The following is a 21,528-nucleotide window of genomic DNA, read 5'->3' on the forward strand; positions in this document are numbered from 1 at the left end:
TGCCTTTCGTTCGAGGAGGTCGGTGAGGGCGTCAGCCCTTGGTGCTGCCCGCGCTGATGCCGGCGATGATGTGCCGCTGGAACACCAGGAACATCACGACCATGGGGATGCTGGCGATCACCATCGCGGCGATGAGCACGGTGAGCTGGATGTTCTGCGACAGCTGGACGAGCGCCACGCTGATGGGCTGCTTGTCGGTGTCGGAGAAGACCATCAGCGGCCAGAGGAAGTCCTGCCAGACGGCGACCAGGGCGAAGATCGACACGACTCCGAGGACGGGCCGGGACATCGGCAGCACGATCGACCACAGGGTGCGCAGCCGTCCGGCGCCGTCGATCTCGGCGGCCTCCAGGACGTCGCGCGGGATCTGGTCGAAGAAGCGCTTGAGGAGATAGAGGTTGAAGGCGTTGGCGACGGCGGGCAGCCAGATGCCCAGCGGTGAGTTGAGCAGGCTGGTGTGCAGGACGGGCAGGTCGGCGACGGTCAGGTACTTGGGGACCACCAGGGCCTGCGCGGGGACCATCAGGGTGGCGAGGATGCCGCCGAGGATCACCTTGCCGAAGGCGGGCTTCAGTTTGGACAGGGCGTAGGCGGCGGCCGTGCAGAAGACGAGCTGGAGCAGCCAGGCGCCCGTCGCCTGGACGACGGTGTTCCACAGGTGGGTGGGCAGGTCCATCAGGTCCCAGGCGTCGGTGTAACCGCCGAGGTGCCACTGCTGCGGCAGCAGGGTGGGCGGGGTGCGCGTGACCTCGTCCGGCGACTTCATGGCGCCGGTGACCATCCAGTAGACGGGGAAGAGGAAGGCCAGCGCGAAGAGCAGGACGACGCCGCCGAAGACGGTCCAGTAGAGGGCTCTGCCGCGCGGGCGGGCCAGGGTGAGCGGAGAGATCAGGGTGCGGGTGCTCACGCGTCCTCCCCTTCGGAGCGGGTCAGCCGCAGGTAGAGGGCGGAGAAGGCGCTGAGCAGGACGAGCAGCATGACGCTCAGCGCGCAGGCTCCGCCGAAGTCGTTGTAGAGGAAGGCGTACTTGTAGATCAGGTAGAGAACGGTGACGGTCTTGTCCTCGGGACCGCCGCCGGTGATCACGAACGGTTCGGTGAACACCTGCATGGTGGCGATGATCTGAAGCAGCATCAGCATGAGGATGATGAAGCGCGTCTGAGGGATCGTCACGTGGCGGATGCGCTGGAGCAGGTTCGCGCCGTCCAGTTCGGCCGCCTCGTACAGCTCGCCGGGGATGCTCTGGAGGGCGGCGAGGTAGATGAGGACGGTGCCTCCGAGGTTGGCCCAGGTGGCGACGATCACCAGCGAGACGAGCGCGGTGTCGGCGCCGTTGGACCAGTTCGAGGTCGGCAGGTGCAGCGCGCGCAGCGTCTCGTTGGCGAGGCCGGCTCCGGGGTCGTAGAACCACTTCCACAGCAGGGCACTGACCACCGGCGGGATCATCACCGGCAGGTAGACCACGACTCTGAAGAACGCCTTCGCGTGCCGCAGTTCATTGAGGACCAGCGCCATCACGAAGGGGACGGCGAAGCCGATGAGCAGGGCGAGGACGGTGAAGGTGAGGGTGTTGCGCCAGGCGGCGGTGAACTCCGGGTCGTGGAAGACCCGGGTGAAGTTGGCGGTGCCGACCCACTCGCCGCCGCTGCCCGGGGTGTACTTCTGGAAGGCGATCACGACAGCGCGGATCGCCGGGTACCAGGAGAACAGGGCGAAGCAGAGCAGGCCGCCGGCCAGGAAGGCGTAGGCGCGGAACTGGTCGGCCAGGCGCCGGCGCGATGGTCCCCCGGTCCGGCGCCCGGCCGACCGCGGCGCCTCCGGCACGCCGAGGGCGGCCGGAGGGAGCACTGCGGGGGGCTTCGATGCGGTCTTCATGAACGGTGTCAGCCTCGGGCCAGAATGGAGTCGATCTTGCCGGAGGCGTCCTTGAGGAGCTGGTCGACGTCGGCGTCCTTCTTGGTGAGGACCGAGGACACGGCGGCGTCGAGGACGGAGTAGATCTGCTGGGCCTGCGGGGGCTCGATCTTCATCTGGAGGCTCTGGTTGCCGTCGAGGAAGGCCTGGTAGTTCTCCACGGGCACGTTGGCGTTGGCCTTCTTGACCTGCTGGTCCTTGTCGTCGGCGGCGCCGGTGAACAGGCGCGGCTCGGGCAGGCCGACGGGCGCGTTGTTCTGCTTGGCGCGGGCGTAGTCGCCGAGGAAGCCCTTTCCGGGGGTCAGGAACATGTGGTCGAGCCACTTGAGGCCGGCCTTGATCTGGGCCGGGGTGTCCTTCTTGTTGAACATGTAGCCGTCGCCGCCGATGAGCGTGCCCTTGCCGCCGGGCATCGGGGCCAGGGCGAGGTCGTTGTAGTTGCCGCCCTTCTCCTTGACGAGGATCGGGATGTTGTCGGGCGCGGAGAGGTACATGCCGAGCTTTCCGGAGCCCATCATCTGCTGGACGTCGTTGATGACCAGCAGCTGCTTGCTGCCCATGGAGTTGTCGCTCCAGCGCATGTCCTTCAGGTTCTGCAGGACCGCCTTGCCCTCGGGGGTGTCGACGGTCGCCGACTTGCCGTCCTCGGCGACGACGTTCCCGCCCTGCGAGTAGAGCTCGGCGGTGAAGTGCCAGCCGCCCTGGTTCTGGGCGCTGTAGTCGGCGTAACCGACCGTGCCCTTGCCGAGCGCGGCGATCTTCTTGGCGTCGGCGCGCAGCTCCTCCCAGGTGGCCGGGGGCTTGTCGGGGTCGAGGCCGGCCTTCTTGAAGAGCGCCTTGTTGTAGATGAGGCCCATCGAGTAGCCGGTACGCGGGATGCCGTAGATCTTGCCGTCGACCGTGTAGATGTCGCGCAGTTGCTGCTGGATGGTGCTGTAGCTCTTGAGGTCCTTGACGTAACTCGTGATGTCGGCGGCCTGGTTGACGTCGACGACGTGCTTGGCGTCGGTGAAGTACGTGTAGAACACGTCCTCCATCTGGCCGCCGGCCAGCTTGGCGTCGAAGGTCTTGGGGTCCTGACACGGGAACGCGTCGTGCATGGCGACGTCGATGCCCGGGTTGGCCTTCTCGAACGCCTTGGTGTCGGCGTCGAAGAACGAGCGGTCGACCTTGGCGCTCTTCGGCGGCTCGCAGTTGACGGTGATGCGGGTCTTTCCGTTGGCCGCATCGTCGTCGCCGCTCGAACCGCACGCGGTGGCGGTGAGCGCGACAGAGGACGCCATGAGCATGACGAAGCTACGGCGGAACCCGGTACTTCTCATTGGTGGACCCCTTCGGGCTGGAGCGAGGAAGGCCCACGGCGGGCGTGCCGCCGTGTTCTGGCGCCGCACACTCAAGCACCGACAACATCCGTCCGCAAGATGTCGCGCAGAATCTGTAATTATTTGACAGCGATTGGGGGTCTGCGTTGCAGGTGGTTGCGTACCGGAGTCACCGACCCCGGTACGGCGGCCCGGCCGCGCCTCTCAGCGGCGCGGTGCCTGCGCGGTCGACCCGCGCACCACCAGCTCCGGCTCGAACAGCAGCTCCTCGGCGGTCACGCTGCTGCCGCCGATCTGCGCGTTCAGCAGTTCCACCGCGGCACGCCCCATGGCCTCGATGGGCTGGCGGACCGTGGTCAGCGGGGGTTCGGTGCAGTTCATGAACGCCGAGTCGTCGTACCCGACGACGGAGATCTCGCCGGGGACACCGAGCCCCTTGCGGCGGGCCGCCCGTACCGCGCCGAGCGCGAGCGGGTCGCTGGCGCAGATGATGCCGGTGACCCCCTGGTCGAGCAGCCTCGTGGCCGCGGCCTGACCGCCCTCCAGCGAGAACATCGCCCGTGCCACGTACGCGTCCGGCAGGTCCGGCGCGAGGGCGCGCGCCGCCGCGAGCTTGCGGCCCGAGGGCATGTGGTCGCCGGGGCCGAGGACGAGTCCGATCCGCTCGTGGCCGAGCGAGTCGAGATGACGCCACGCCTGCTCGACGGCGACGGCGTCGTCGCAGGAGACGCACGGGAAGCCGAGGTGCTCGATGGCCGCGTTGACCAGCACCACCGGAATATTGCGGTCCGCGAGCTGGCGGTAGTGGTCGTGCGGCGCGTCGGCCTGCGCGTACAGACCGCCGGCGAACACCACCCCGGAGACCTGCTGCTGGAGCAGGAGTTCCACGTAGTCGGCCTCGGAGACCCCGCCCTTGGTCTGCGTGCACAGCACCGGGGTGAGGCCGAGCTGGGCGAGCGCTCCGCCGATCACCTCGGCGAAGGCCGGGAAGATCGGGTTCTGGAGCTCGGGCAGAACGAGCCCGACGAGCCGCGCGCGTTCGCCGCGCAGCTGGGTCGGCCGCTCGTAGCCGAGGACGTCCAGGGCGGACAGGACCGCCTGCCGAGTGGAGTCGGAGACACCCGGCTTGCCGTTGAGCACCCGGCTGACCGTGGCCTCGCTGACCCCGACCTTCTTCGCCACCTGAGCAAGTCGTCGCGTCATGAGCGCAAGAATAGCGCAAGAAATGCAAGTTGCTTGCGTAAAAGTTCGACCGGTTCCTGTCCGTGGGAACGAGAACGACGGCTCCGCACCCCGGCGCCACACCCGCGGCGGCGGACCCTCAGGGCGCCGCCCACAGTCCGCGGACATGGCCCAGGTGGCGTGTCATCACCGCGTGCACGGCGCGCTCGTCGCGTTCCAGGAGGGCGTCGAGGAGTTCCAGATGCTCGCGGGCCGAGGCCTCCAGACGGCCCGCCCGGACCAGGGCGTCGAGTCCGTACAGGCGTGAGCGCTTGCGCAGGTCTCCGACCACCTCGACCAGATGGGAGTTGCCCGCGAGGGCCAGCAGGCCCAGGTGGAAGCGGATGTCTGCCTCCACGTAGGCGATGAGGTCGCCGGCGGCGGCAGCCGTCACGATCTCCCGGGCGGCCGGACGCAGCGCCTCCAGCGAGACGGCGTCCGTCGTGGTGGCCAGCCGCACGACGGTGGGGATCTCGATGAGCGAGCGGATGTGGGTGTACTCGTCGAGCTGCTTCTCGGAGACCTCGGTGACCCGGAATCCCTTGTTGGGGACCGTGTCGACCAGGCCTTCCTTGGCCAGGTCGAGCATGGCCTCGCGGACCGGCGTCGCCGAGACGCCGAAACGGGCGGCCAGCGTCGGCGCCGAGTACACCTCGCCGGGCCGCAGCTCGCCCGCGATCAGTGCCGCGCGCAACGCGTCGGCCACGCGCTCGCGGTAGCTGCTCCGCCTGCCGCCCAGCGTGGGCAGGTCGGGAGCGGCTGAGGGTGCGCTGCTGCGCTGGGCGGCCATCGGGGTCTCCTCGTACGGGCCGGCGCGCCGTCGTCCTGCCTCACCGGTCATGTGCCATGTCACGTCCTACTCGGAGCTCCAGTATCTACGCCCCGGCGCGAAGCCGCTCACAGGACGAACCCGGCCGGGAACGGGTCCGAGGGGTCTAGCAGGTACTGGGCGGTGCCCGTGATCCAGGCGCGCCCTGTGAAGCTGGGCAGCACGGCGGGCGTTCCGGCGACCTCGGTGGTGCCGAGCAGCCGGCCGGTGAACCGCGTCCCGATGAAGGACTCGTTCACGAACTCGGTGTGCAGCGGGAGTTCACCACGGGCGTGCAGCTGGGCCATGCGTGCGCTGGTGCCCGTACCGCAGGGCGAGCGGTCGAACCAGCCTGGGTGGATGGCCATCGCGTGCCGCGAGAAGCGGGCCGTCGCCCCGGGGGCGTACAGGTGGACGTGGTGACAGCCGCGGATGGACGGGTCCTCGGGGTGCACGGGCTCGCCCTCGGCGTTGACGGCGTCCATGAGCGCGAGCCCCGCCGCGAGGATCTCGTCCTTGCGGGACCGGTCGAAGGGCAGGCCGAACTGTTCCAGCGGCAGGATCGCGTAGAAGTTCCCGCCGTAGGCCAGGTCGTACGTCACCGTGCGCCCGTCGGCGAGCGTGGCCTCGCGGTCGAGGCCGACGGCGAAGGACGGCACGTTCCTGAGCGTGACCTCCTTGGCCGCGCCGTCCTCCACGGCGACCTCGGCGACGACGAGACCCGCGGGGGTGTCGAGGCGGATCGTGGTGACGGGCTCGACGACCTCGACCATGCCCGTCTCCACCAGCACGGTCGCCACACCGATCGTGCCGTGTCCGCACATCGGCAGATAGCCCGACACCTCGATGTAGATCACGCCGTAGTCGCAGTCCGGGCGGGTGGACGGCTGGAGGACGGCCCCGCTCATCGCCGCGTGGCCGCGCGGTTCGTTCATCAGGAGCTGTTTGATGTCGTCGCGGTGCTGACGGAAGTACAGCCGCCGCTCGTTCATGGTCGCGCCCGGCACCGTGCCGATCCCGCCGGTGATCACCCGGGTCGGCATGCCCTCGGTGTGCGAGTCGACGGCGTGCAGGACGAGTTTGCTGCGCATGGGACTCCTGAGTGGTGTCGGCGGGGCGGCTGGGCGGTGGAGGCGAGGGCCTTGCCGGCTCAGGCGAGACCGGCGGCGACGGCCCGCTCCGTGGCCAGGCGCACGGCGGCCTCCTGCTCGGGCAGCAGCGGGACGCGGGGCGGCCGGACCGGACCGCCGTGCCGGCCGACGATGTCCATGGACAGCTTGATGGCCTGGACGAACTCGACCTGGGAGTCCCAGCGCAGCAGCGGGTGGAGCTGCCGGTAGAGCTTGCCCGCCGTGTCGAGGTCACCGGCCACGGCCGCGCGGTAGAGCTCGACGCTCGCCCGGGGCAGCGCGTTCGGGTAGCCGGCCACCCAGCCCTTGGCCCCGGCCACGGCGAGTTCCAGCAGGACGTCGTCGGCGCCGATCAACAGATCCAGTTCCGGGGCGAGTTCGGCGATGCGGTAGGCGCGGCGCACATCACCGGAGAACTCCTTGACCGCCTGGACGAAACCCTCGGCGTGCAGCTTCGCGAGGAGTTCGGGAACCAGGTCGACCTTGGTGTCGATCGGGTTGTTGTACGCGACGACCGGGATGCCCGCCCCGGAGACCTCCTCGTAGTGGGCGAGGACCGAACGGCCGTCCGCGCGATAGGCGTTGGGCGGCAGCAGCATCACGGCGCCGCAGCCCGCGTCCCTGGCCTGCTCGGCCCAGCGGCGTGCCTCCGCGGAGCCGTACGCGGCGACGCCGGGCATCACCCGGGACCCGCCGACCGCGGCGACGGCGGTCTCGACGACCTTGGCGCGCTCCTCGGGTGTGAGCACCTGGTACTCACCGAGCGAACCGTTCGGTACGACGCCGTCGCAGCCGTTCTCGACGAGCCAGGCACAGTGTTCGGCGTACCGGCCGTGGTCGACGCCGAGGTCGTCGTTCAGCGGGAGCGCGGTGGCGACGAGGACACCACGCCAGGGGCGTCGGCTGTCGGGGGTGACGGTCATGAGGTGCTCATCCCTCTCCATAGGGTGTGACATTTCACTGTCGGTCGAGGCGCGGTGAGGTGAGGCCGGGTTCCGGGGGCGAGCCCGCGGCGGGTGACCGGCCGTCGCCGTCCGAACCGGCTCGGGCGAGTACGCCGAGCGGTACCGGGCGGGCCAACAGCCTTCGTGCGGGCGTCTGTTCGCAGCCGAGGAGTCCGGCGACGGCGGGTTCGCAGATCCGGCCCTGGCACCATCCCATTCCGGCGCGGGTCAACAGCTTGACCGTCCGTACGTCACCCGCGCCGAGGTCGGCGGCGGCCTCGCGGACGCGGCCGGCGGTGACCTCCTCGCAGCGGCACACGACGGTGTCGTCGGTGACCTGGTCCGTCCAGTGGGCGGGCGGCGCGTACAGGGCGTCGAGGGCGGCGGAGAACGAGCGCGCCCTCGCCCGGACCCTGACGGCCCGGGCGGCCGAGCGCGGATCGGGGCCGGTGCCGCGCAGCCGGGCCGCCACCGACCGGCCCGCGAGGTGCCCCTCGGCCAGGGAGAGCACGGCACCGCCGATCCCCGTGATCTCGCCGGCGGCCCAGACACCGGGCACGTCGGTGCGCTGCTCGTCGTCCACGTCGACCTTCGTACCGTCGATACGGCAGCCGAGCGCTTCGGCGAGATCGGTGTGCGGGACCATCCCGTGGCCGACGGCGAGCGTGTCGCACGGGATGCGGCGCCCGGTTCCGGGCCGTACGCGCCCGTCGGGGCCGAGCGCGGCGACGGTGACGGCTTCGATCCGGGCCTCGCCATGGGCTTCCACGACGGTGTGCAGCGGGATGAACGGGACGCGGTGGCGCAGGAGGCCGGCCGCGTACAGGACCGCCTCGGCGACCTTGCCCGGTTCGGCCGCCAGCGCCCCGGCACCGCGCGGCAGCCTTCTCGGATCGAGGGACTCCACGAGCGCGGCGACCTCGGCCCCGGCGGCGGCCAGTCCGGTCGCCACGGGCAGCAGCAGCGGCCCGCTTCCCGCGACGACGACTCTCGCGCCCGGCACGACGAGACCGCCCTTGAGCATGGCCTGGGCCCCGCCCGCGGTCACCACTCCGGGCAGGGTCCAGCCGGGGAAGGGCAGCACCTTCTCGTATCCACCGGTGGCCAGGAGCACGGCGTCGGCACGGACACCGACGGAGCGCTCCTGGAGCCGGCCGACGAGGGCGTGGACGGTGAATCCCGGTCGGGAGCCGGTGCTCGCCCCGGTCCTTTCGACCAGCCAGACATGATGATCCGTCAGGTATTCGACCGTGCCCGCTTCCAGGTGTCCGGCGAGCCCCTGTTCCAGCCGTCGCCATGTGCGCCACCGATGGTGCAGCGCGCGGGGCCGCCGGGCGCCCAGGCCGCTCGCGGGCCGGCGGTAGAACTGTCCGCCCGCCGCCGTGGCCGAGTCGATCAGCGTCACGTGGATGCCGCGTGCCGCCGCGGCCAGGGAGGCGGCGAGACCGGCCGGGCCCGCGCCGATCACCGCGAGGCGGTGGGCTCCGTCAGTCATCGTGGCCGGTGCCTTCCTGTGTGCGGATCGTGTCGCCGGGCGCCAACGTGACCAGACAAGCCCGTTGGTTGGAGCGGCCGTTGACGGTGACGAGGCAGTCGAAGCAGACGCCGATGCCGCAGAAGACCCCGCGGGGCCGGCCCGCGTCACGGGTGCTGCGCCACGAGGTGACGCCTTCGGCCCACAGCGCGGCGGCGACGGTCCGGCCGGGCAGCACGTCGACCTCCCGGCCGTCCAGGGTGACGGTGAAGGCGGGGCCGGGTTCGGCCCGTACGAGGTCCAGGGGGTTCACACTGCGTCCTCGGAAAAGGGGGTTCACACGGCCTCCTCGGGAAAACGGTCGGGCCGGAACGGCGTGAGGTCGAGGCCGGGTGCCTCGCCCGCCAGGACCCGCGCGACGAGCTGCCCGGTCCCGGTCGACAGCCCGATGCCGGCCCCTTCGTGACCGCAGGCGTGGAAGAGACCGGGGGCCCGGGGGTCGGGGCCGATGGCGGGCAGATGGTCGGGCAGGTAGGGCCGGAATCCGAGGTAGGTCCGCAGGGCGCGCACCTGCGAGAGGAACGGGAAGAGCCGAATGGCACCGGCGGCCAGTTCCCGTACCACCGGCAGCGAGAACGACCGGTCGAAGCCGACCCGTTCCCGGCTCGCGCCGATCAGGATCGGACCGGCGGCCGTCCCCTCCACGACCGGCGAGGTCTGCAGAGCGGCCGAGTCACTGGCGACGTCGGCGACGTAGTCCGCGGCGTACACCTTGTGGCGCACCCGGCGCGGCAGGGGCTCGGTGACGAGGACGAATCCCCGGCGGGGCAGGACGGGGAGCGTGACGCCCGCGAGCGAGGCCACCTCCGCACCCCAGGTGCCGGCCGCGTTGACGACGGCGGGCGCGTGCACATCGCCCCGGCCGGTACGCACTCCGCGGACCGAGCCGTCCCTCGCGCGCAGTACCTCGGTCACGGTGCGCCCGGTCAGCAGCCGCGCCCCCGATGCCCGGAGGAGATGCGCGGCCGCGAGGGCGGGCATCACCTGGGTGTCCTGGGGATAGCGCACGGCGCCCGCGAGCCCCGGGGCCAAGTACGGCTCCAGATCGTGCAGTTGATCGGCCGCGACCGGTTCGGCCAGTACACCGGCCGTTCGCTGACCCGCCGCGAACGTCTCCAGCGCGGCCAGGCCCTCGGGCGTGGACGCCACGACGACGCCTCCCTTGGCCTCGTACTCGATCGCCTTCGCGTGTTCCTCGGCGAGGTCGGCCCACAGACGCCCGGAGAGCAGGGCGAGGTCCAGTTCGGGTCCGGGTTCCTTGTCGGAGACGAGCAGATTCCCCTCACCCGCGCCGGTCGTGCCGCCGGCCACCGGGCCACGGTCCACCACGGCGACGTCGAGGCCCTCGCGAGCCGCGTACAAGGCACAGGCGGCGCCCACCATTCCGGCTCCGACGATCACGACATCGCAGGTAACAGGCTGACTCACATCAGTACTATGTCACATAGCGCTGCATTCGGCCCGGAGTCCGGCACGAGGAGCGGGCCCCATCCGAGGGGCGGGAGCGGGGCAGGAGCGCGCTGCGGCTCCACCCGGGCACGACTGGCATCACTCGACACCGCCTGGCGCCACTTGGCATCGCTCGGCATCGACTCACCCCGCTCGACATCACCCGGTCCCGCTCAACGCCACGTACGCCACGTGACGGCACTTGGCGCCACCTGACACCATCCGGCGCCACTCGGCGCCACCACAGACCCCCACCTGGCACACAGGCACCCGTGGCACCATCACGCCCCAAGCAATCCTCTCCATGTTTCCGCAGGCCAGAGGCGCAATCCTCAGAGTGGCCCGACATGGGGAGCCGTTCACGCTTGCGCATGGCGCCATAGTGGTGCCACGATGTCGTCATGGACCTCACTCCGTATGTCGACACCTTGCGCCAAGAACTCGCGGTGGCCGCCGAGGCCGGCGGGGAAGAAGCCCGTCAGCTGGCCGAGCGCCTCACCGCTCCGCTGGAGTCGGCGACGCGTCTGACCATGCTCAACGTGCTCTCCGCCGCGATGGACGAGATCACCCGCGAGCTCGCTCCCGGCTCGGTCGACGTACGGCTGCGGGGACTGGACCCCGACTTCGTGGTGACACCGCCGCCTTCCTACGGTGACACCACGGAAGCGGCGGAGGCGCCCGTCGAACCGTTCAGGGCACCGCTGCCGGCCGACGGCGACGAAGGCGGCACCGCCCGCGTCAATCTGCGCCTGCCCGCCCATCTCAAGGCACGCGCCGAGGAGGCCGCGAGCCATGAGGGCCTGTCGGTCAACGCGTGGCTCGTGCGGGCCGTGTCGGCGGCGGTCGACGGCGGAACCCGGCCGCGCGCGACGGGCAGGAACCGCACCATCGGACAGAGCTTCACGGGCTGGGTGCGCTAGCCGCGTCCGCGCCCGCACCACTTCACCCACACACCACGTCCCACCTGCGGGGACGACTCGAGGACCCACGAGGACGGTACAACCATGCCTTCTTTCGACACCCCTGAACCCATCTCGGTCACCGCCGACGTGACCGCCGGTGCCATCCGCCTCACCGCCACGGACCGTCCCGACACGGTCGTCGAGGTGCGGCCCCTCGACCCGAAGAAGGACAGGGACGTACGGGCCGCCGAGCAGACCGAGGTCGTGTACGCGGGCGGCGCCCTGACGGTCAGGACGAAGCAGCGCCATCTGATCGGCTCCAGCGGCGCCGTCGATGTGACGGTCGGCCTGCCCACGGGCTCCCGGCTCGACATGACCTGTTCCTGGACCCAGGTGCTAGCCGAGGGCCGGTTCGGCGAGGTCCGCGTGAAGACCTCGGCCGGAGACGTGCGCCTCGACACCACCGGCCCGCTGAACCTGACGGCGTCGCACGGCCTGATCACCGTGGACCGCGTCGAGGGCATGGCCGAGATCACCAGCAGCACCGGCAACGTGCGCGTCGGCACGGTCACCGGACCCGCCGTCCTGAAGAACGCGCACGGCACCACGACCGTCGGCACCGTGACCGGCGAGCTGCGGGCGAGCGGCACCAACGGTGGCATCGACATCGCGCGCGCCGGGGCGTCGGTCACCGGCACCACGACCAACGGGCACCTTCGTGTCGCCGAAGTGGTGGGCGGTGAGATCCAGTTGGAGACCTCCAACGGCTCCATCGAGGTCGGCGTCCGGCGGGGCGTAGCCGCGTGGCTCGACGTGAGTTCCAACCGTGGCCAGGTACGCAACATGCTCGCCTCGTCCGAGGCCCCGGAGGAGACCGAGGGCACGGTCACGGTCCACGCGCGGACCAACTGGGGCAACATCGACATCCTGCGCGCCAAGTCCTGAACTCCCCGGCCCTGGCCCCGGCCCCGCCCCTTTCCCCCTCCAGCGCCTGATTTCACCCGGCCTCCGAACGGAGAGCTCCATGCCTTCTTCTGTCATGCCCATGCCTATCCCCAACCCCGGGCGAGACGGCGGTCCGCAGCCGCCCGCCGCCGTCTCCGCGGTCGGTCTGCGCAAGTCGTACGGCGACAAGACCGTGCTCGACGGCATCGATCTGCGTATCCCGGCCGGTTCCGTCTTCGCGCTGCTCGGACCGAACGGCGCCGGAAAGACCACCACCGTGCAGATCCTGTCCACGCTCGTCGCCGCCGACGGCGGGCAGGCCCAGGTCGCGGGCCACGACATCGCCGCCTCACCCGACGGTGTCCGCGCCGCGATCGGTGTCACCGGGCAGTTCTCCGCGCTCGACGATCTGCTCACCGCCGAGGAGAACCTGCTCCTCATGGCCGACCTGTTGCGTCTCGGCAGGCGTGAAGGACGTTTCCGTGCCAAGGAGTTGCTCCAGCGCTTCGACATCGCGGACGTCGCCGGCAAGCGGGCCGCGACCTTCTCCGGCGGCATGCGGCGCCGGCTCGACCTCGCCATGACTCTGGTCGGCGACCCCCAGGTGATCTTCCTGGACGAGCCCACGACCGGTCTCGATCCGCGCAGCCGCCGCACGATGTGGGACACGGTGCGCTCCCTGGTCGCGGGCGGCACCACCGTGTTCCTCACCACCCAATACCTTGAAGAGGCCGACCAGTTGGCCGACCGGATCGCCGTGCTCGACGGCGGCCGGATCGTCGCCGAGGGCACCGCCGGCGAACTCAAGGCGCAGATCCCCGGCAGCCACGTACGGCTGCGTTTCACCCGGCCCGGCGAGTACGAGCGCGCGGCCGAGGCATTCCCCGGCGCGGCCCGCGACGACGAGGACCTCGCGCTGCGCGTGGCGGGCGACGGCGGGCTCGACGCGCTGCGTGCCCTGCTCGACCGGCTGGACACCGCCGGTGTCAGGGCCGCCGACCTCTCCGTGCACACCCCCGACCTGGACGACGTGTTCCTCGCCCTGACCGGCGACGGCGCCACCAGGACCGGCACCGGCACCCCGCTTCACGTCAAGGAGACCCTGCGATGAGCACCCTCACCTACGCCGTGCACGACTCGATGACGATGCTGCGGCGCAACCTCAAGCACGCGATCCGCTATCCGAGCGTGTCGCTCGGCGCCGCCATGATGCCGATCCTGATGCTGCTGCTGTTCGTGTACGCCTTCGGCGACTCGATCGGCGCCGGAATGGGCGGCGGCCGGGACGCCTACCTGGAATACCTGACGCCCGGCATCATCATCATGGGCGTGGCGGCCGGGGCGATGTCGACCTCGATCGCGGTCTGCTCGGACATGACGGAAGGCATCATCAACCGCTTCCGCACCATGAACATCACTCGTTCGTCGTTCATGACGGGCCATGTCGTCGGCAGCGTCCTCCAGACGATGGTGAGCATGATCCTGGTCGTGGGCTTCGCCCTCGCCATCGGCTTCCGTTCGGACGCGAGCCCCCTCGAATGGCTCGCGGCCGCCGGTCTCCTCGCGGCCGTCGCGTTCGCGGTGACGTGGCTGTCGGCGGCGCTCGGCCTGATCTCCAAGACCGTCGAGTCCGCGAGCAACAAACCGCTGCTGGTCCAGTTCCTGCCGTTCCTCGGCTCCGCCTTCGTGCCGGCCGACTCGATGTCCCCGGGCCTTCGCTGGTTCGCGGAGAACCAGCCCTTCACGCCGATGACCGAGACGCTGCGCGGTCTGCTCTCCGGCTCGGCGATCGGCGACAACGGCTGGATCTCGCTGGCCTGGTGCGCCGGGATCAGCCTGGTCGGCTACGTCTGGTCGCGCTCGCTGTTCAACAGCACGACCAAGCGCTGAGAACCCGCCTTTCGACCTGCCGGTGAGGGGCGGCCGGATCCGTGCGCGGCGGATCCGGCCGCCCCTCACCGGCGTCAACCAGGAGACCTGCGAGGGCAGTTCATCGGCCCGGTCAGATCCGGCTCTCGGTGGCCGTGTCCGCGGACAGCCGCTGGGCCGCGTAGATCGGGATCACGGAGAGCAGGACGAGCACGGCCGCCACGACGTTCACGACCGGGGCCTGCTGGGGCCGGGTCATGTTGTTGAAGATCCAGATCGGCAGGGTCTCGATGCCGGGCCCGGCCGTGAACGTCGTCACGACGATCTCGTCGAAGGACAGCGCGAAGGCGAGCAGTCCGCCGGCCAGCAGCGCCGAACGCACCAGCGGGAAGGTCACGTCCACGAAGGCCCTGAAGGTGTCCGCGCCCAGGTCCATCGCGGCCTCCTCGTACGTGCCGGACGTACGGCGCAGTCGCGCGACCACGTTGTTGAAGACGACGACGATGCAGAAGGTCGCGTGACCGACGATCACGGTGAACATGCCGAGTCCGACGCCGAGCGGTTCGAGCACCGTGCTGAACGCCGAGTTGAGGGCGATGCCCGTGACGATGCCGGGCAGCGCGATCGGCAGGACGACCACGAAGGAGATCGCGTCCCGGCCGAAGAAGCGGTGCCGGGCGACCGCGAAGGCGATCAGCGTGCCCAGGACCAGCGCGATGGCCGTGGCCCCGAGGCCCGCCTTGACCGAGACCCACAGCGCCGAGCGGGCCCCCTCGTTCTCCCAGGCGACCGACCACCAGTGGAAGGTGAGCCCGGACGGCGGCCAGCTCGCGCTGCGGTCCCGGTTGAAGGAGTTGACGAGAACGAGCGCGAGGGGCACGTAGATGAACGCGAAGCCGAGCCCGGCGGCGGCGCGCAGCGCGATACGCGCGGGACGGGAGAGTTGCACAGCGGGCTCCTCAGAGACTGCTCAGGGCGCCCGTGCGGCGCATCGCGAGGAGGTACACCACGATGACGACGACGGGGACCGTGCCGAGCGCGGCGGCCATGGGCAGGTTCAGTTCGATGTTGGAGTAGACGACGTTGCCGATGAGCTGGGTCTTGCCGCCGACGATCTGCACGGTGATGTAGTCGCCGAGACTGAGCGAGAAGGTGAAGACCGAGCCGGCGGCCACGGACGGCAGGACCATCGGCAGCACCACCGACCGGAAGGTGCGGGCGGCCCCGGCGCCCAGGTCCGCCGACGCGTCGAGCAGGTTGGCGGGGAGCTGCTCCAGCGCGGTGTGGATCGGCAGGATCATGTACGGCAGCCAGAGGTAGGTGAGCGCGATGATCGCCGCGACCGGGCCGTACCCGGGTCCGCTCAGTCCGAGGGGCTCCAACACCCAGTCGGCGAGGCCGCCTTGGGAGAGGATCAGCCGCCAGGCGTACACCTTGACGAGGTAACTGGCCCACAGCGGCGTGAGGATGGCGACGACGAGCAGCGGGCGCCGGGCGGGCTTGGCGATGCGCGCGGTGTAGAAGGCGACCGGGAAGGCGATCACCGCGCACAGGACGGTCACCGCGAGGGCGACGCCGATGCTGCGCAGGATCACCTGCCGGTACACGGGCAGGGTGAACAGCTGGTGGAAGTTGTCGGCCGACCAGACCTTCACGACCTCGGAGGTGAAGGAGTTCGTCGTCCAGAACGCCGAGACGAACAGCACGGCCAGCGAGCCGAGATAGAGCACCGCCAGCCAGAGCAGGGGTGCGGTCAGCAGCAGGGACAGCCGCAGCCGGGGGCGCCGGTGCAGGGTCCCGGCGAGCCGCCGGACGGGGGAGCGTCCGGCGGCCTGCGCGGTGGTGGTCATCGTTCGGTCAGCCCTTGATCTCGGTCCAGGCCTGGACCCACTTCGCGTACGGGACGCACTTGACGTCGGTGCGGCCGTCGAGGCACTGCTCGATGGGCGTGTTCCAGAACGCGATGTTCTTCCAGTAGCTCTCGTCCGTGGCGTGGAAGGTGTCGCAGAAGGACTTGTCGCTGGTGTACCCGCACGCCCGGGCGTTGGCGGGCGCCTCACCGAAGTACTCGGCGACCTGGGCGTTCACCTTCGGCGAGATGATCCAGTCCATCCACTTGTAGGCGCAGTTGGGGTGCTTGGCCTTGGCGGAGACCATCCAGGTGTCGGACCAGCCCGTGGAACCCTCCTTGGGCACGACGGCCTTGATCTCGGCGCCCTCGCCGGCCGCGAGGTTGGCGATGACCTGCCAGGTGGTGCCGACCACGGAGTCGCCGCTCTTGAAGGCGGAGATCTCCTTGAGGTAGTCGCTCCAGTACTCCCCCACGTTCGCGTTCTGCTTCTTCAGCAGGGCGACGGACGCGTCGAACTGCTTCTGGTCGAGGGCGTAGGGGTCCTTGATCTTCAGCTCGGGCCTGGCCGACTTCAGATAGAGCGCCGCGTCGGCGATGTAGATCGGCGAGTCGTAGGCGGTGACGTGGCCCTTGTTCGCCGAGGCGTCGTCGAAGACCGCCGACCAGGAGGTGGGGGCGGGGGTGACCTTCTGGGTGTTGTACATCAGGAGGTTGGCGCCCCGGCCGTGCGGGATGCCGTACATCTGGCCGTCGACGGAGTTCCAGGCGCCCTTCTTCAGGCCGCTGAAGACGTCCTTGTAGTTCGGTACGAGGCCGGTGTTGACCGGGGCCGCGTCGCCCGAGGCGATGAGGCGCAGGGAGGCGTCTCCGGATGCGGAGACCGCGTCGTACTGCCCGGTCTTCATCAGCTTGACCATCTCGTCGGAGCTGGCGGCCACCTTGGAGTTGACCTGGCAGCCGGTCTGCTTCTCGAAGTCGCCGACCCAGTCGACCTCGGGGTCGTTGGAACCGTCCTCGACATAGCCGGCCCAGGCGATCAGGTTGACCTGGCCCTCGGTCTTGCCGAGCTTGGACTGCGCCTTGAGGTCGGGCGGGTTGAAGCCGGTGGACGCGGAGGAGCCCGTACCGGACGATCCGCAGGCGGTGGCCGCGAGGAGCACCGCGACAGCGGCGGCGGCCTTGAGGGTTGGGGTGAGGCGCACGGCGTACTCCATACGTGACGGGGGACTGAGCGTGGAAGTCAGCTGGGGTCGGGGACCTGGAAGGTGTGGCGGCGGTGCCACTGGAGCCGGACCCGGGTGCCGCGCAGGGCGGCGACGTCCTCGGAGGAGGTCTCCAGGTTCTGCTGGAGCGCGGTGAGGCGGCCGCCCGCGTCGAGGTCCACCAGGAAACGGGTGGCGTCGCCCAGATAGACGACCTCGGCGACGGTTCCGGTGGCCGTGGAGTGCTCCGGCTCCGCGGCCGTGCCGGTCTCGGCCGGCTCCTTGAGGACCCGGATCTTCTCCGGCCGGATGCTGTACGTGCCCGGGGCGCCGACGACCTGCTGCGCCGACTGGCCGTCGAGCAGGTTGGAGGTGCCGACGAAGCCCGCGACGAACGCGGTGGCGGGGCGTTCGTAGATCTCGGCGGGGGTGCCGACCTGTTCGATGCGGCCCTGGTTGAAGACGGCGACGCGGTCGCTCATCGTCAGGGCCTCCTCCTGGTCGTGGGTGACGAACACGAAGGTGATGCCGACCTCACGCTGGATCGCCTTGAGTTCGACCTGCATCTGCTCGCGCAGCTTGAGGTCGAGGGCGCCGAGGGGTTCGTCGAGCAGCAGGACACGGGGGCGGCCGACCAGTGCCCTGGCGAGGGCGACGCGCTGGCGCTGGCCCCCCGAGAGCTGGGCGGGGCGGCGCCTGCCGAACCCTTCCAGGCGTACGTCGGCGAGCGCCTTGCGGGCCCGGACCAGGCGCTCCGCCTTGGGCACCTTGCGGACCTTGAGGCCGTAGGCGACGTTCTCCTCGACGGTCATGTGCGGGAACAGGGCGTAGTCCTGGAAGACGGTGTGGACGTCCCGTTCGAAGGGGGCGAGGCCCGTGACCTCCTGGCCTGCCAGTTCGATCCGGCCCTCGGTCGGGCTCTCGAATCCGGCGATCATCCGCAGCACGGTCGTCTTGCCCGAGCCGGACGGACCGAGCATCGAGAAGAACTCGCCGTCGGCTATCTCCAGATCGACTCCGGACACGGCGGTCGTGTCACCGAACGCCTTTCGCAGGCCCTGGAGCCGGATCGCCTTTGCCTCCATGGGCGGGGAACCTTTCTGGTGCAGAGGTACGTTTGCAACACTGACCGGAAAGATATGAAGTCATAGTTCAAACTTCAAGACCCCTTTAGAGTAAAGGTTGAGTCAACGCACAAGGTGGTGACCGTGAAGCAACACAGGGGCGACGGCGTCCGCAGAGCCGTCTTCACTCCCGTGGACAACCGCGCGCGCGTCGAGACGGTCGCGCACCGGATCGGCGACGCCATCGAGCTCGGGCTGCTCGCCGACGGCGAGCAGCTGCCGGGAGAGATGGAGCTGGCCGGACAGCTCGGTGTGTCCACGGTCACCCTGCGCGAGGCCCTGATGGCCCTGCGCCAGCAGGGACTGGTCACCACGCGGCGCGGGCGCGGTGGCGGCAGCTTCGTGTCGCTGCCCGAAGTGCCGGGCGAGGAACGGCTGTTGGCCAGGCTCGCCGAATGGAGCACCGAGGAACTGCGGGACCTGGGCGACCACTGGGCGGCCGTGTCCGGAGCGGCTGCCCGGCTCGCGGCGCAGCGCACGGAACCCGACGACCTCAAGGCACTGTGGCGCACCCTGGACGACCTGGCGTCCGCCGAGGACGCCGCCGCCCGCAGCCGCGTCTACGGCCGCTTCCACGTCGAGCTCGCCGCGGCGGCGCAGTCCGCCCGGCTGACCCGCGAACAGGTCGTGCTGCAGACGGAAGTGGGCGCGCTGCTGTGCCTCGTGCTCGGGGACGACGAATATCGTGAAGAAGTCGCAGACCGTCACCGCTCCGTAATCTCGGCCGTGCAAGATGGGGCCCACGATGCGGCCAGAGCACTGGCCGAGCGGTGCGTGGTGGACTCGACGGCGCGGCTCATCACTCTGCGCCTCTCGATGCCGCGTGCCGCTTCAGGCAGGCGTCCCCTGGAGGGCACCCATGAGCAGGAGCCCCGGCGGGGCCGGCGCGACGGCGACGCTTGACGCTCCCGAGGCGGCCGTGGCCGCGCGGGTCCGCGGCACTCTGGAGGCCGTCTTCGACGCGGTCGCCGAGACCCGGGACCAGACGGCCGCGCTGCTCACCCGCCTCGCCGCCGAGGGCCGCCGCCCCGCGACGGTGCATCTGGCGGCCCTGCGCCCTGGACTGCACCTGCGGCTCACCCGCCAGGAGTTGGTGTCGGGCGCCGGTTTCGTGGCGGCGCCGGGGCTGCTCGGTGACGTACCGGCGTGGCTGGAATGGTGGCAGCAGGACTCCGACGGTGGCGTACGGCCGCTGCTGCTCGACCTCGATCCGGCGCGCTCCGCGTACTCGGACTACACGCACTGGGACTGGTTCGCCCTCCCCCGCGACACGGGGCGGCGCGCGGTCGCCGGGCCCTACGTCGACTACCTCTGCTCCGACGAGTACAGCCTGACCCTGTCCGCGCCGGTCCACGTGGAGGGCCGGTTCGTGGGGGTCGCCGCGGCCGACGTGTATCTGCGGCACTTCGAGGCCGCGGTCGTCCCGCTCCTGCAACGGCTGCCCGGGGCGTCCTACCTGGTGAACGCGCGGGGCCGGGTGGCCGCGTCCGCGGACCCCGCCCATCTGGCCGGATCTCTCACCAGGGGACCGGACTTCGCGGCCGTGCTGGCGGCGGCTCGGAGCACGCGCCACGGGGACCTGCGGCTCGTGCCCTGCGACAGCGTGCCCCTCGTCCTCGTGACGCCGGCCGGCTGAACGGACACCGCCCCGAGCCACCCACGTGCCCTGCACGTGCGCCGTCCGGGCGAGTCGCACCGGCGCGGACGCGCTGCGACTACGCGCGTCACACCGCGCGAAGCTCCGCCGTGCCGTTGCGCGTCCTGCGTGCTCTGCGCGGTCCGCCGGTGACCGGCCTGACCGCCTCGCGCAGCACCAGGGTCATCCGCGAATAGCCCATGCCCTGAAGGGCCTTGGGGGTCTCGTCGACGATCCGGCAGTCCGTGCTGCCCCAGCGGGGATCGGGGTGGACCAGCGGGCGCACGGCTCCGTCGTGCTCGACCCCGCGCGGGCCGACCGCCTCGATCCAGTGCGGCAGGCCGTGCCGATAGGCGGCGTCCATGATCGGGTCCTGCGCGATGTCCCGGCGGATCGCCTGGAGTCCGCGGTCCTGCCCGTTGCGCTCCACCGCCGCGGCGAAGTGCGCGAGCATCGGCAGACACCAACTCGACTCGTGCTCACCGAGAATCGATCCCGCGTCCGGATGAAACAGGACGAAGCGCAGGAAGTTGTCGCCCGGCATGGCTGTCGGGTGTGCGCCGACGCCGTCGAAAAGTGTCTCGAAGGCGACGTTGGACAGCACGACGTCCCAGCGGTCGTCGAAGACGAAGGAGGGGAAAGGCACGGCCTCGAGGAGCGTGGCGTAGTCCTGGAGGTACGCCTGCGCTTCGAGACTCTCGGGGACAGGTCGCGGCTGGGACCGCTGCCTTCCTGCCTGGTACGCCATCGGGAGGTCACCCCTCTTGCCTCTGCGGCCTTCACGCGGCGCCCCGATCCTGCTGCCCCGGGGACAGGCGTGTCAACTATCGTGGCATTTAGCGCTTGTTGACGGCTGAATCTCGCCACAGTTGTGGCGAGACCTGGATGTGAGTTCGAGCGAGCGGCTAGGCTCCGGTTGGCCCCCGGCCTTGCCGTCGGGATGGTTCCTGACCCTCGTGTCCGCATGGTTCCCGAACTTCGTGAGAGCCACCTGAGAGAGACGTAGGAGATCTGTCGGTGACGGATGGCTTCGAGGTTCCGTGCGCCACGGCGACGGTTCTGCTGCAGGCCGTCGTGGCCAGGGTCACCGCACTCGCCGACCGGCTCGGCGTGCCGCACGCCGAAGTCTTCGACATCCGGCGACTGTCGGCCGAGTCCGGTGTCCCCGAACCCGTGGCGAAGGCCATGCTGAGCGGCCGCCCCGCCGGCGAACCCGACCTTCAGGCACGCTTCCTGCAACGCCTCGACCTGCTGCGCCGCACCCGGCTCAAGCCCAACGGCCGCCGCTACACGCAGCAGGAGATAGCGGATGGCGCCGGTATGTCGCGCCAGCAGGCGGGCGCCCTCATCAACGGCGACCGGCGCCCCACCATGGAGCACTGCGACGCGATCCAGCGCTTCTTCCGGGTGCACGCCGGATTCCTCACGGCCGAGGACTCCGAAGCGCTCGTGGGCGCCCTCCAGCGGTCGGAACAGGAACTCCTGCAACGGCTCGCCGACCGCGAACGCGCCGCGGTCTCCGTCGCCCACGATCCGCTCGAACGGCTGCTCCTGGACCACGGCGTCCGCGGAATCGCCTGGCGGGCCGCGCAGTTGCCCACCGACCAGCACCGGGACAAGGTCGCGGAATGGCTGGACATGCTCCTGGAGAGCGTCAAACGGCCAGAGTCGTGAGC

The 21,528-nt window shown here is 70.4% G+C and carries 22 protein-coding genes; 7 read left to right on the top strand and 15 right to left on the bottom strand.

Annotated elements, in window-relative coordinates; genetic code table 11:
* Positions 1–31: 31 nt before the first annotated feature.
* The 10 genes from OG780_RS08115 to OG780_RS08160 form a co-directional block, all read right to left on the bottom strand.
* Positions 32–907, bottom strand: a complete 876-nt coding sequence (locus tag OG780_RS08115; protein ID WP_328446116.1) for a carbohydrate ABC transporter permease — start codon at positions 905–907, stop codon at positions 32–34.
* Positions 904–1,875, bottom strand: a complete 972-nt coding sequence (locus tag OG780_RS08120) for a carbohydrate ABC transporter permease (protein ID WP_328446118.1) — start codon at positions 1,873–1,875, stop codon at positions 904–906. The genes OG780_RS08115 and OG780_RS08120 overlap by 4 nt, the downstream gene beginning before the upstream one ends.
* An 8-nt stretch (positions 1,876–1,883) precedes the next feature.
* A complete protein-coding gene (locus tag OG780_RS08125; protein ID WP_326784490.1) occupies positions 1,884–3,236 on the bottom strand; it encodes an ABC transporter substrate-binding protein in 1,353 nt (450 codons plus the stop codon).
* Between the two features lie 204 nt (positions 3,237–3,440).
* Positions 3,441–4,439, bottom strand: a complete 999-nt coding sequence (locus OG780_RS08130) for a LacI family DNA-binding transcriptional regulator (RefSeq protein ID WP_328446121.1) — start codon at positions 4,437–4,439, stop codon at positions 3,441–3,443.
* A 118-nt stretch (positions 4,440–4,557) separates the two neighbouring features.
* The gene (locus OG780_RS08135; protein ID WP_328457968.1) at positions 4,558–5,247 is read right to left on the bottom strand and encodes a GntR family transcriptional regulator; all 690 of its coding nucleotides are present in this window, start codon (positions 5,245–5,247) and stop codon (positions 4,558–4,560) included.
* 107 nt (positions 5,248–5,354) lie between these two features.
* A complete protein-coding gene (locus OG780_RS08140) occupies positions 5,355–6,356 on the bottom strand; it encodes a proline racemase family protein (protein ID WP_328446123.1) in 1,002 nt (333 codons plus the stop codon).
* Positions 6,357–6,415: 59 nt separating this feature from the next.
* A complete protein-coding gene (locus tag OG780_RS08145) occupies positions 6,416–7,318 on the bottom strand; it encodes a dihydrodipicolinate synthase family protein (RefSeq protein WP_328446125.1) in 903 nt (300 codons plus the stop codon).
* A 34-nt stretch (positions 7,319–7,352) separates the two neighbouring features.
* Positions 7,353–8,834 carry an NAD(P)/FAD-dependent oxidoreductase gene (locus OG780_RS08150; RefSeq protein ID WP_328446127.1) on the bottom strand — a complete coding sequence of 494 codons (1,482 nt, stop codon included), beginning with the start codon at positions 8,832–8,834 and terminating at the stop codon, positions 7,353–7,355.
* Positions 8,827–9,126, bottom strand: a complete 300-nt coding sequence (locus OG780_RS08155) for a (2Fe-2S)-binding protein (protein ID WP_328446129.1) — start codon at positions 9,124–9,126, stop codon at positions 8,827–8,829. Before OG780_RS08155 ends, OG780_RS08150 begins: the two co-directional genes overlap by 8 nt.
* 23 nt (positions 9,127–9,149) lie before the next feature.
* The gene (locus OG780_RS08160; RefSeq protein ID WP_328446131.1) at positions 9,150–10,301 is read right to left on the bottom strand and encodes an NAD(P)/FAD-dependent oxidoreductase; all 1,152 of its coding nucleotides are present in this window, start codon (positions 10,299–10,301) and stop codon (positions 9,150–9,152) included.
* Between the two features lie 422 nt (positions 10,302–10,723).
* Between OG780_RS08160 and OG780_RS08165 the strand changes: the two genes are divergently transcribed.
* From OG780_RS08165 to OG780_RS08180, 4 genes are all read left to right on the top strand, one after another.
* On the top strand, positions 10,724–11,242 hold the full coding sequence (locus OG780_RS08165; protein WP_328446133.1) for a toxin-antitoxin system HicB family antitoxin: 519 nt from the start codon (positions 10,724–10,726) through the stop codon (positions 11,240–11,242).
* A gap of 84 nt (positions 11,243–11,326) precedes the next feature.
* A complete protein-coding gene (locus tag OG780_RS08170; RefSeq protein WP_328446135.1) occupies positions 11,327–12,169 on the top strand; it encodes a DUF4097 family beta strand repeat-containing protein in 843 nt (280 codons plus the stop codon).
* Between the two features lie 79 nt (positions 12,170–12,248).
* Entirely contained in the window at positions 12,249–13,280 is a 1,032-nt protein-coding gene (locus OG780_RS08175; RefSeq protein ID WP_443062126.1) for an ATP-binding cassette domain-containing protein, read from the top strand.
* Positions 13,277–14,059 carry an ABC transporter permease gene (locus OG780_RS08180; protein ID WP_328446139.1) on the top strand — a complete coding sequence of 261 codons (783 nt, stop codon included), beginning with the start codon at positions 13,277–13,279 and terminating at the stop codon, positions 14,057–14,059. The genes OG780_RS08175 and OG780_RS08180 overlap by 4 nt, the downstream gene beginning before the upstream one ends.
* Positions 14,060–14,171: 112 nt before the next feature.
* Here OG780_RS08180 and OG780_RS08185 read toward each other — a convergent pair whose 3' ends face one another.
* The 4 genes from OG780_RS08185 to OG780_RS08200 are packed head-to-tail and all read right to left on the bottom strand — an operon-like array spanning position 14,172 to position 18,177.
* The gene (locus OG780_RS08185; protein WP_326784499.1) at positions 14,172–14,987 is read right to left on the bottom strand and encodes an ABC transporter permease; all 816 of its coding nucleotides are present in this window, start codon (positions 14,985–14,987) and stop codon (positions 14,172–14,174) included.
* A gap of 10 nt (positions 14,988–14,997) precedes the next feature.
* The gene (locus tag OG780_RS08190; protein WP_328446142.1) at positions 14,998–15,888 is read right to left on the bottom strand and encodes an ABC transporter permease; all 891 of its coding nucleotides are present in this window, start codon (positions 15,886–15,888) and stop codon (positions 14,998–15,000) included.
* A 7-nt stretch (positions 15,889–15,895) separates the two neighbouring features.
* Positions 15,896–17,104, bottom strand: coding sequence for an ABC transporter substrate-binding protein (locus tag OG780_RS08195; protein ID WP_443062127.1), 1,209 nt, complete (start codon positions 17,102–17,104; stop codon positions 15,896–15,898).
* 26 nt (positions 17,105–17,130) lie between these two features.
* Positions 17,131–18,177 (bottom strand): ABC transporter ATP-binding protein, encoded by a 1,047-nt coding sequence (locus OG780_RS08200; RefSeq protein WP_328446145.1) that lies wholly within the window; start codon positions 18,175–18,177, stop codon positions 17,131–17,133.
* 123 nt (positions 18,178–18,300) lie between these two features.
* On the opposite strand from OG780_RS08200, the gene OG780_RS08205 reads away from it, so the two are divergent.
* Together OG780_RS08205 and OG780_RS08210 are read left to right on the top strand one after the other, a co-directional pair.
* The gene (locus OG780_RS08205) at positions 18,301–19,119 is read left to right on the top strand and encodes a FadR/GntR family transcriptional regulator (protein ID WP_328446146.1); all 819 of its coding nucleotides are present in this window, start codon (positions 18,301–18,303) and stop codon (positions 19,117–19,119) included.
* Positions 19,076–19,852, top strand: a complete 777-nt coding sequence (locus tag OG780_RS08210; RefSeq protein ID WP_328446148.1) for a cache domain-containing protein — start codon at positions 19,076–19,078, stop codon at positions 19,850–19,852. Before OG780_RS08205 ends, OG780_RS08210 begins: the two co-directional genes overlap by 44 nt.
* An 88-nt stretch (positions 19,853–19,940) precedes the next feature.
* Here the strand turns inward: OG780_RS08210 and OG780_RS08215 are convergent, their stop codons facing one another.
* Positions 19,941–20,600: an MmyB family transcriptional regulator gene (locus OG780_RS08215; protein WP_328446150.1), complete on the bottom strand. Its 660-nt coding sequence runs from the start codon at positions 20,598–20,600 to the stop codon at positions 19,941–19,943.
* 269 nt (positions 20,601–20,869) lie between these two features.
* Here OG780_RS08215 and OG780_RS08220 point away from each other — a divergent pair, with 269 nt between their 5' ends.
* A complete protein-coding gene (locus OG780_RS08220; RefSeq protein WP_328446152.1) occupies positions 20,870–21,526 on the top strand; it encodes a helix-turn-helix domain-containing protein in 657 nt (218 codons plus the stop codon).
* Positions 21,527–21,528 lie beyond the last annotated feature (2 nt).

Source organism: Streptomyces sp. NBC_00386 (assembly GCF_036063235.1).
GTDB lineage: Bacteria > Actinomycetota > Actinomycetes > Streptomycetales > Streptomycetaceae > Streptomyces.

What these genes read in the sequence shown, in the direction of transcription:
- OG780_RS08120 (WP_328446118.1), bottom strand. Translation starts at nt 1,875, where the DNA reads ATGAAGACCGCATCGAAGCCCCCCGCAGTGCTCCCTCCGGCCGCCCTC.
- OG780_RS08145 (WP_328446125.1), bottom strand. Translation starts at nt 7,318, where the DNA reads ATGACCGTCACCCCCGACAGCCGACGCCCCTGGCGTGGTGTCCTCGTC.
- OG780_RS08130 (WP_328446121.1), bottom strand. Translation starts at nt 4,439, where the DNA reads ATGACGCGACGACTTGCTCAGGTGGCGAAGAAGGTCGGGGTCAGCGAG.
- OG780_RS08170 (WP_328446135.1), top strand. Translation starts at nt 11,327, where the DNA reads ATGCCTTCTTTCGACACCCCTGAACCCATCTCGGTCACCGCCGACGTG.
- OG780_RS08195 (WP_443062127.1), bottom strand. Translation starts at nt 17,104, where the DNA reads ATGGAGTACGCCGTGCGCCTCACCCCAACCCTCAAGGCCGCCGCCGCT.
- OG780_RS08215 (WP_328446150.1), bottom strand. Translation starts at nt 20,600, where the DNA reads ATGGCGTACCAGGCAGGAAGGCAGCGGTCCCAGCCGCGACCTGTCCCC.
- OG780_RS08190 (WP_328446142.1), bottom strand. Translation starts at nt 15,888, where the DNA reads ATGACCACCACCGCGCAGGCCGCCGGACGCTCCCCCGTCCGGCGGCTC.
- OG780_RS08165 (WP_328446133.1), top strand. Translation starts at nt 10,724, where the DNA reads ATGGACCTCACTCCGTATGTCGACACCTTGCGCCAAGAACTCGCGGTG.
- OG780_RS08140 (WP_328446123.1), bottom strand. Translation starts at nt 6,356, where the DNA reads ATGCGCAGCAAACTCGTCCTGCACGCCGTCGACTCGCACACCGAGGGC.
- OG780_RS08210 (WP_328446148.1), top strand. Translation starts at nt 19,076, where the DNA reads ATGAGCAGGAGCCCCGGCGGGGCCGGCGCGACGGCGACGCTTGACGCT.
- OG780_RS08180 (WP_328446139.1), top strand. Translation starts at nt 13,277, where the DNA reads ATGAGCACCCTCACCTACGCCGTGCACGACTCGATGACGATGCTGCGG.
- OG780_RS08135 (WP_328457968.1), bottom strand. Translation starts at nt 5,247, where the DNA reads ATGGCCGCCCAGCGCAGCAGCGCACCCTCAGCCGCTCCCGACCTGCCC.
- OG780_RS08150 (WP_328446127.1), bottom strand. Translation starts at nt 8,834, where the DNA reads ATGACTGACGGAGCCCACCGCCTCGCGGTGATCGGCGCGGGCCCGGCC.
- OG780_RS08125 (WP_326784490.1), bottom strand. Translation starts at nt 3,236, where the DNA reads ATGAGAAGTACCGGGTTCCGCCGTAGCTTCGTCATGCTCATGGCGTCC.
- OG780_RS08200 (WP_328446145.1), bottom strand. Translation starts at nt 18,177, where the DNA reads ATGGAGGCAAAGGCGATCCGGCTCCAGGGCCTGCGAAAGGCGTTCGGT.
- OG780_RS08175 (WP_443062126.1), top strand. Translation starts at nt 12,249, where the DNA reads ATGCCTTCTTCTGTCATGCCCATGCCTATCCCCAACCCCGGGCGAGAC.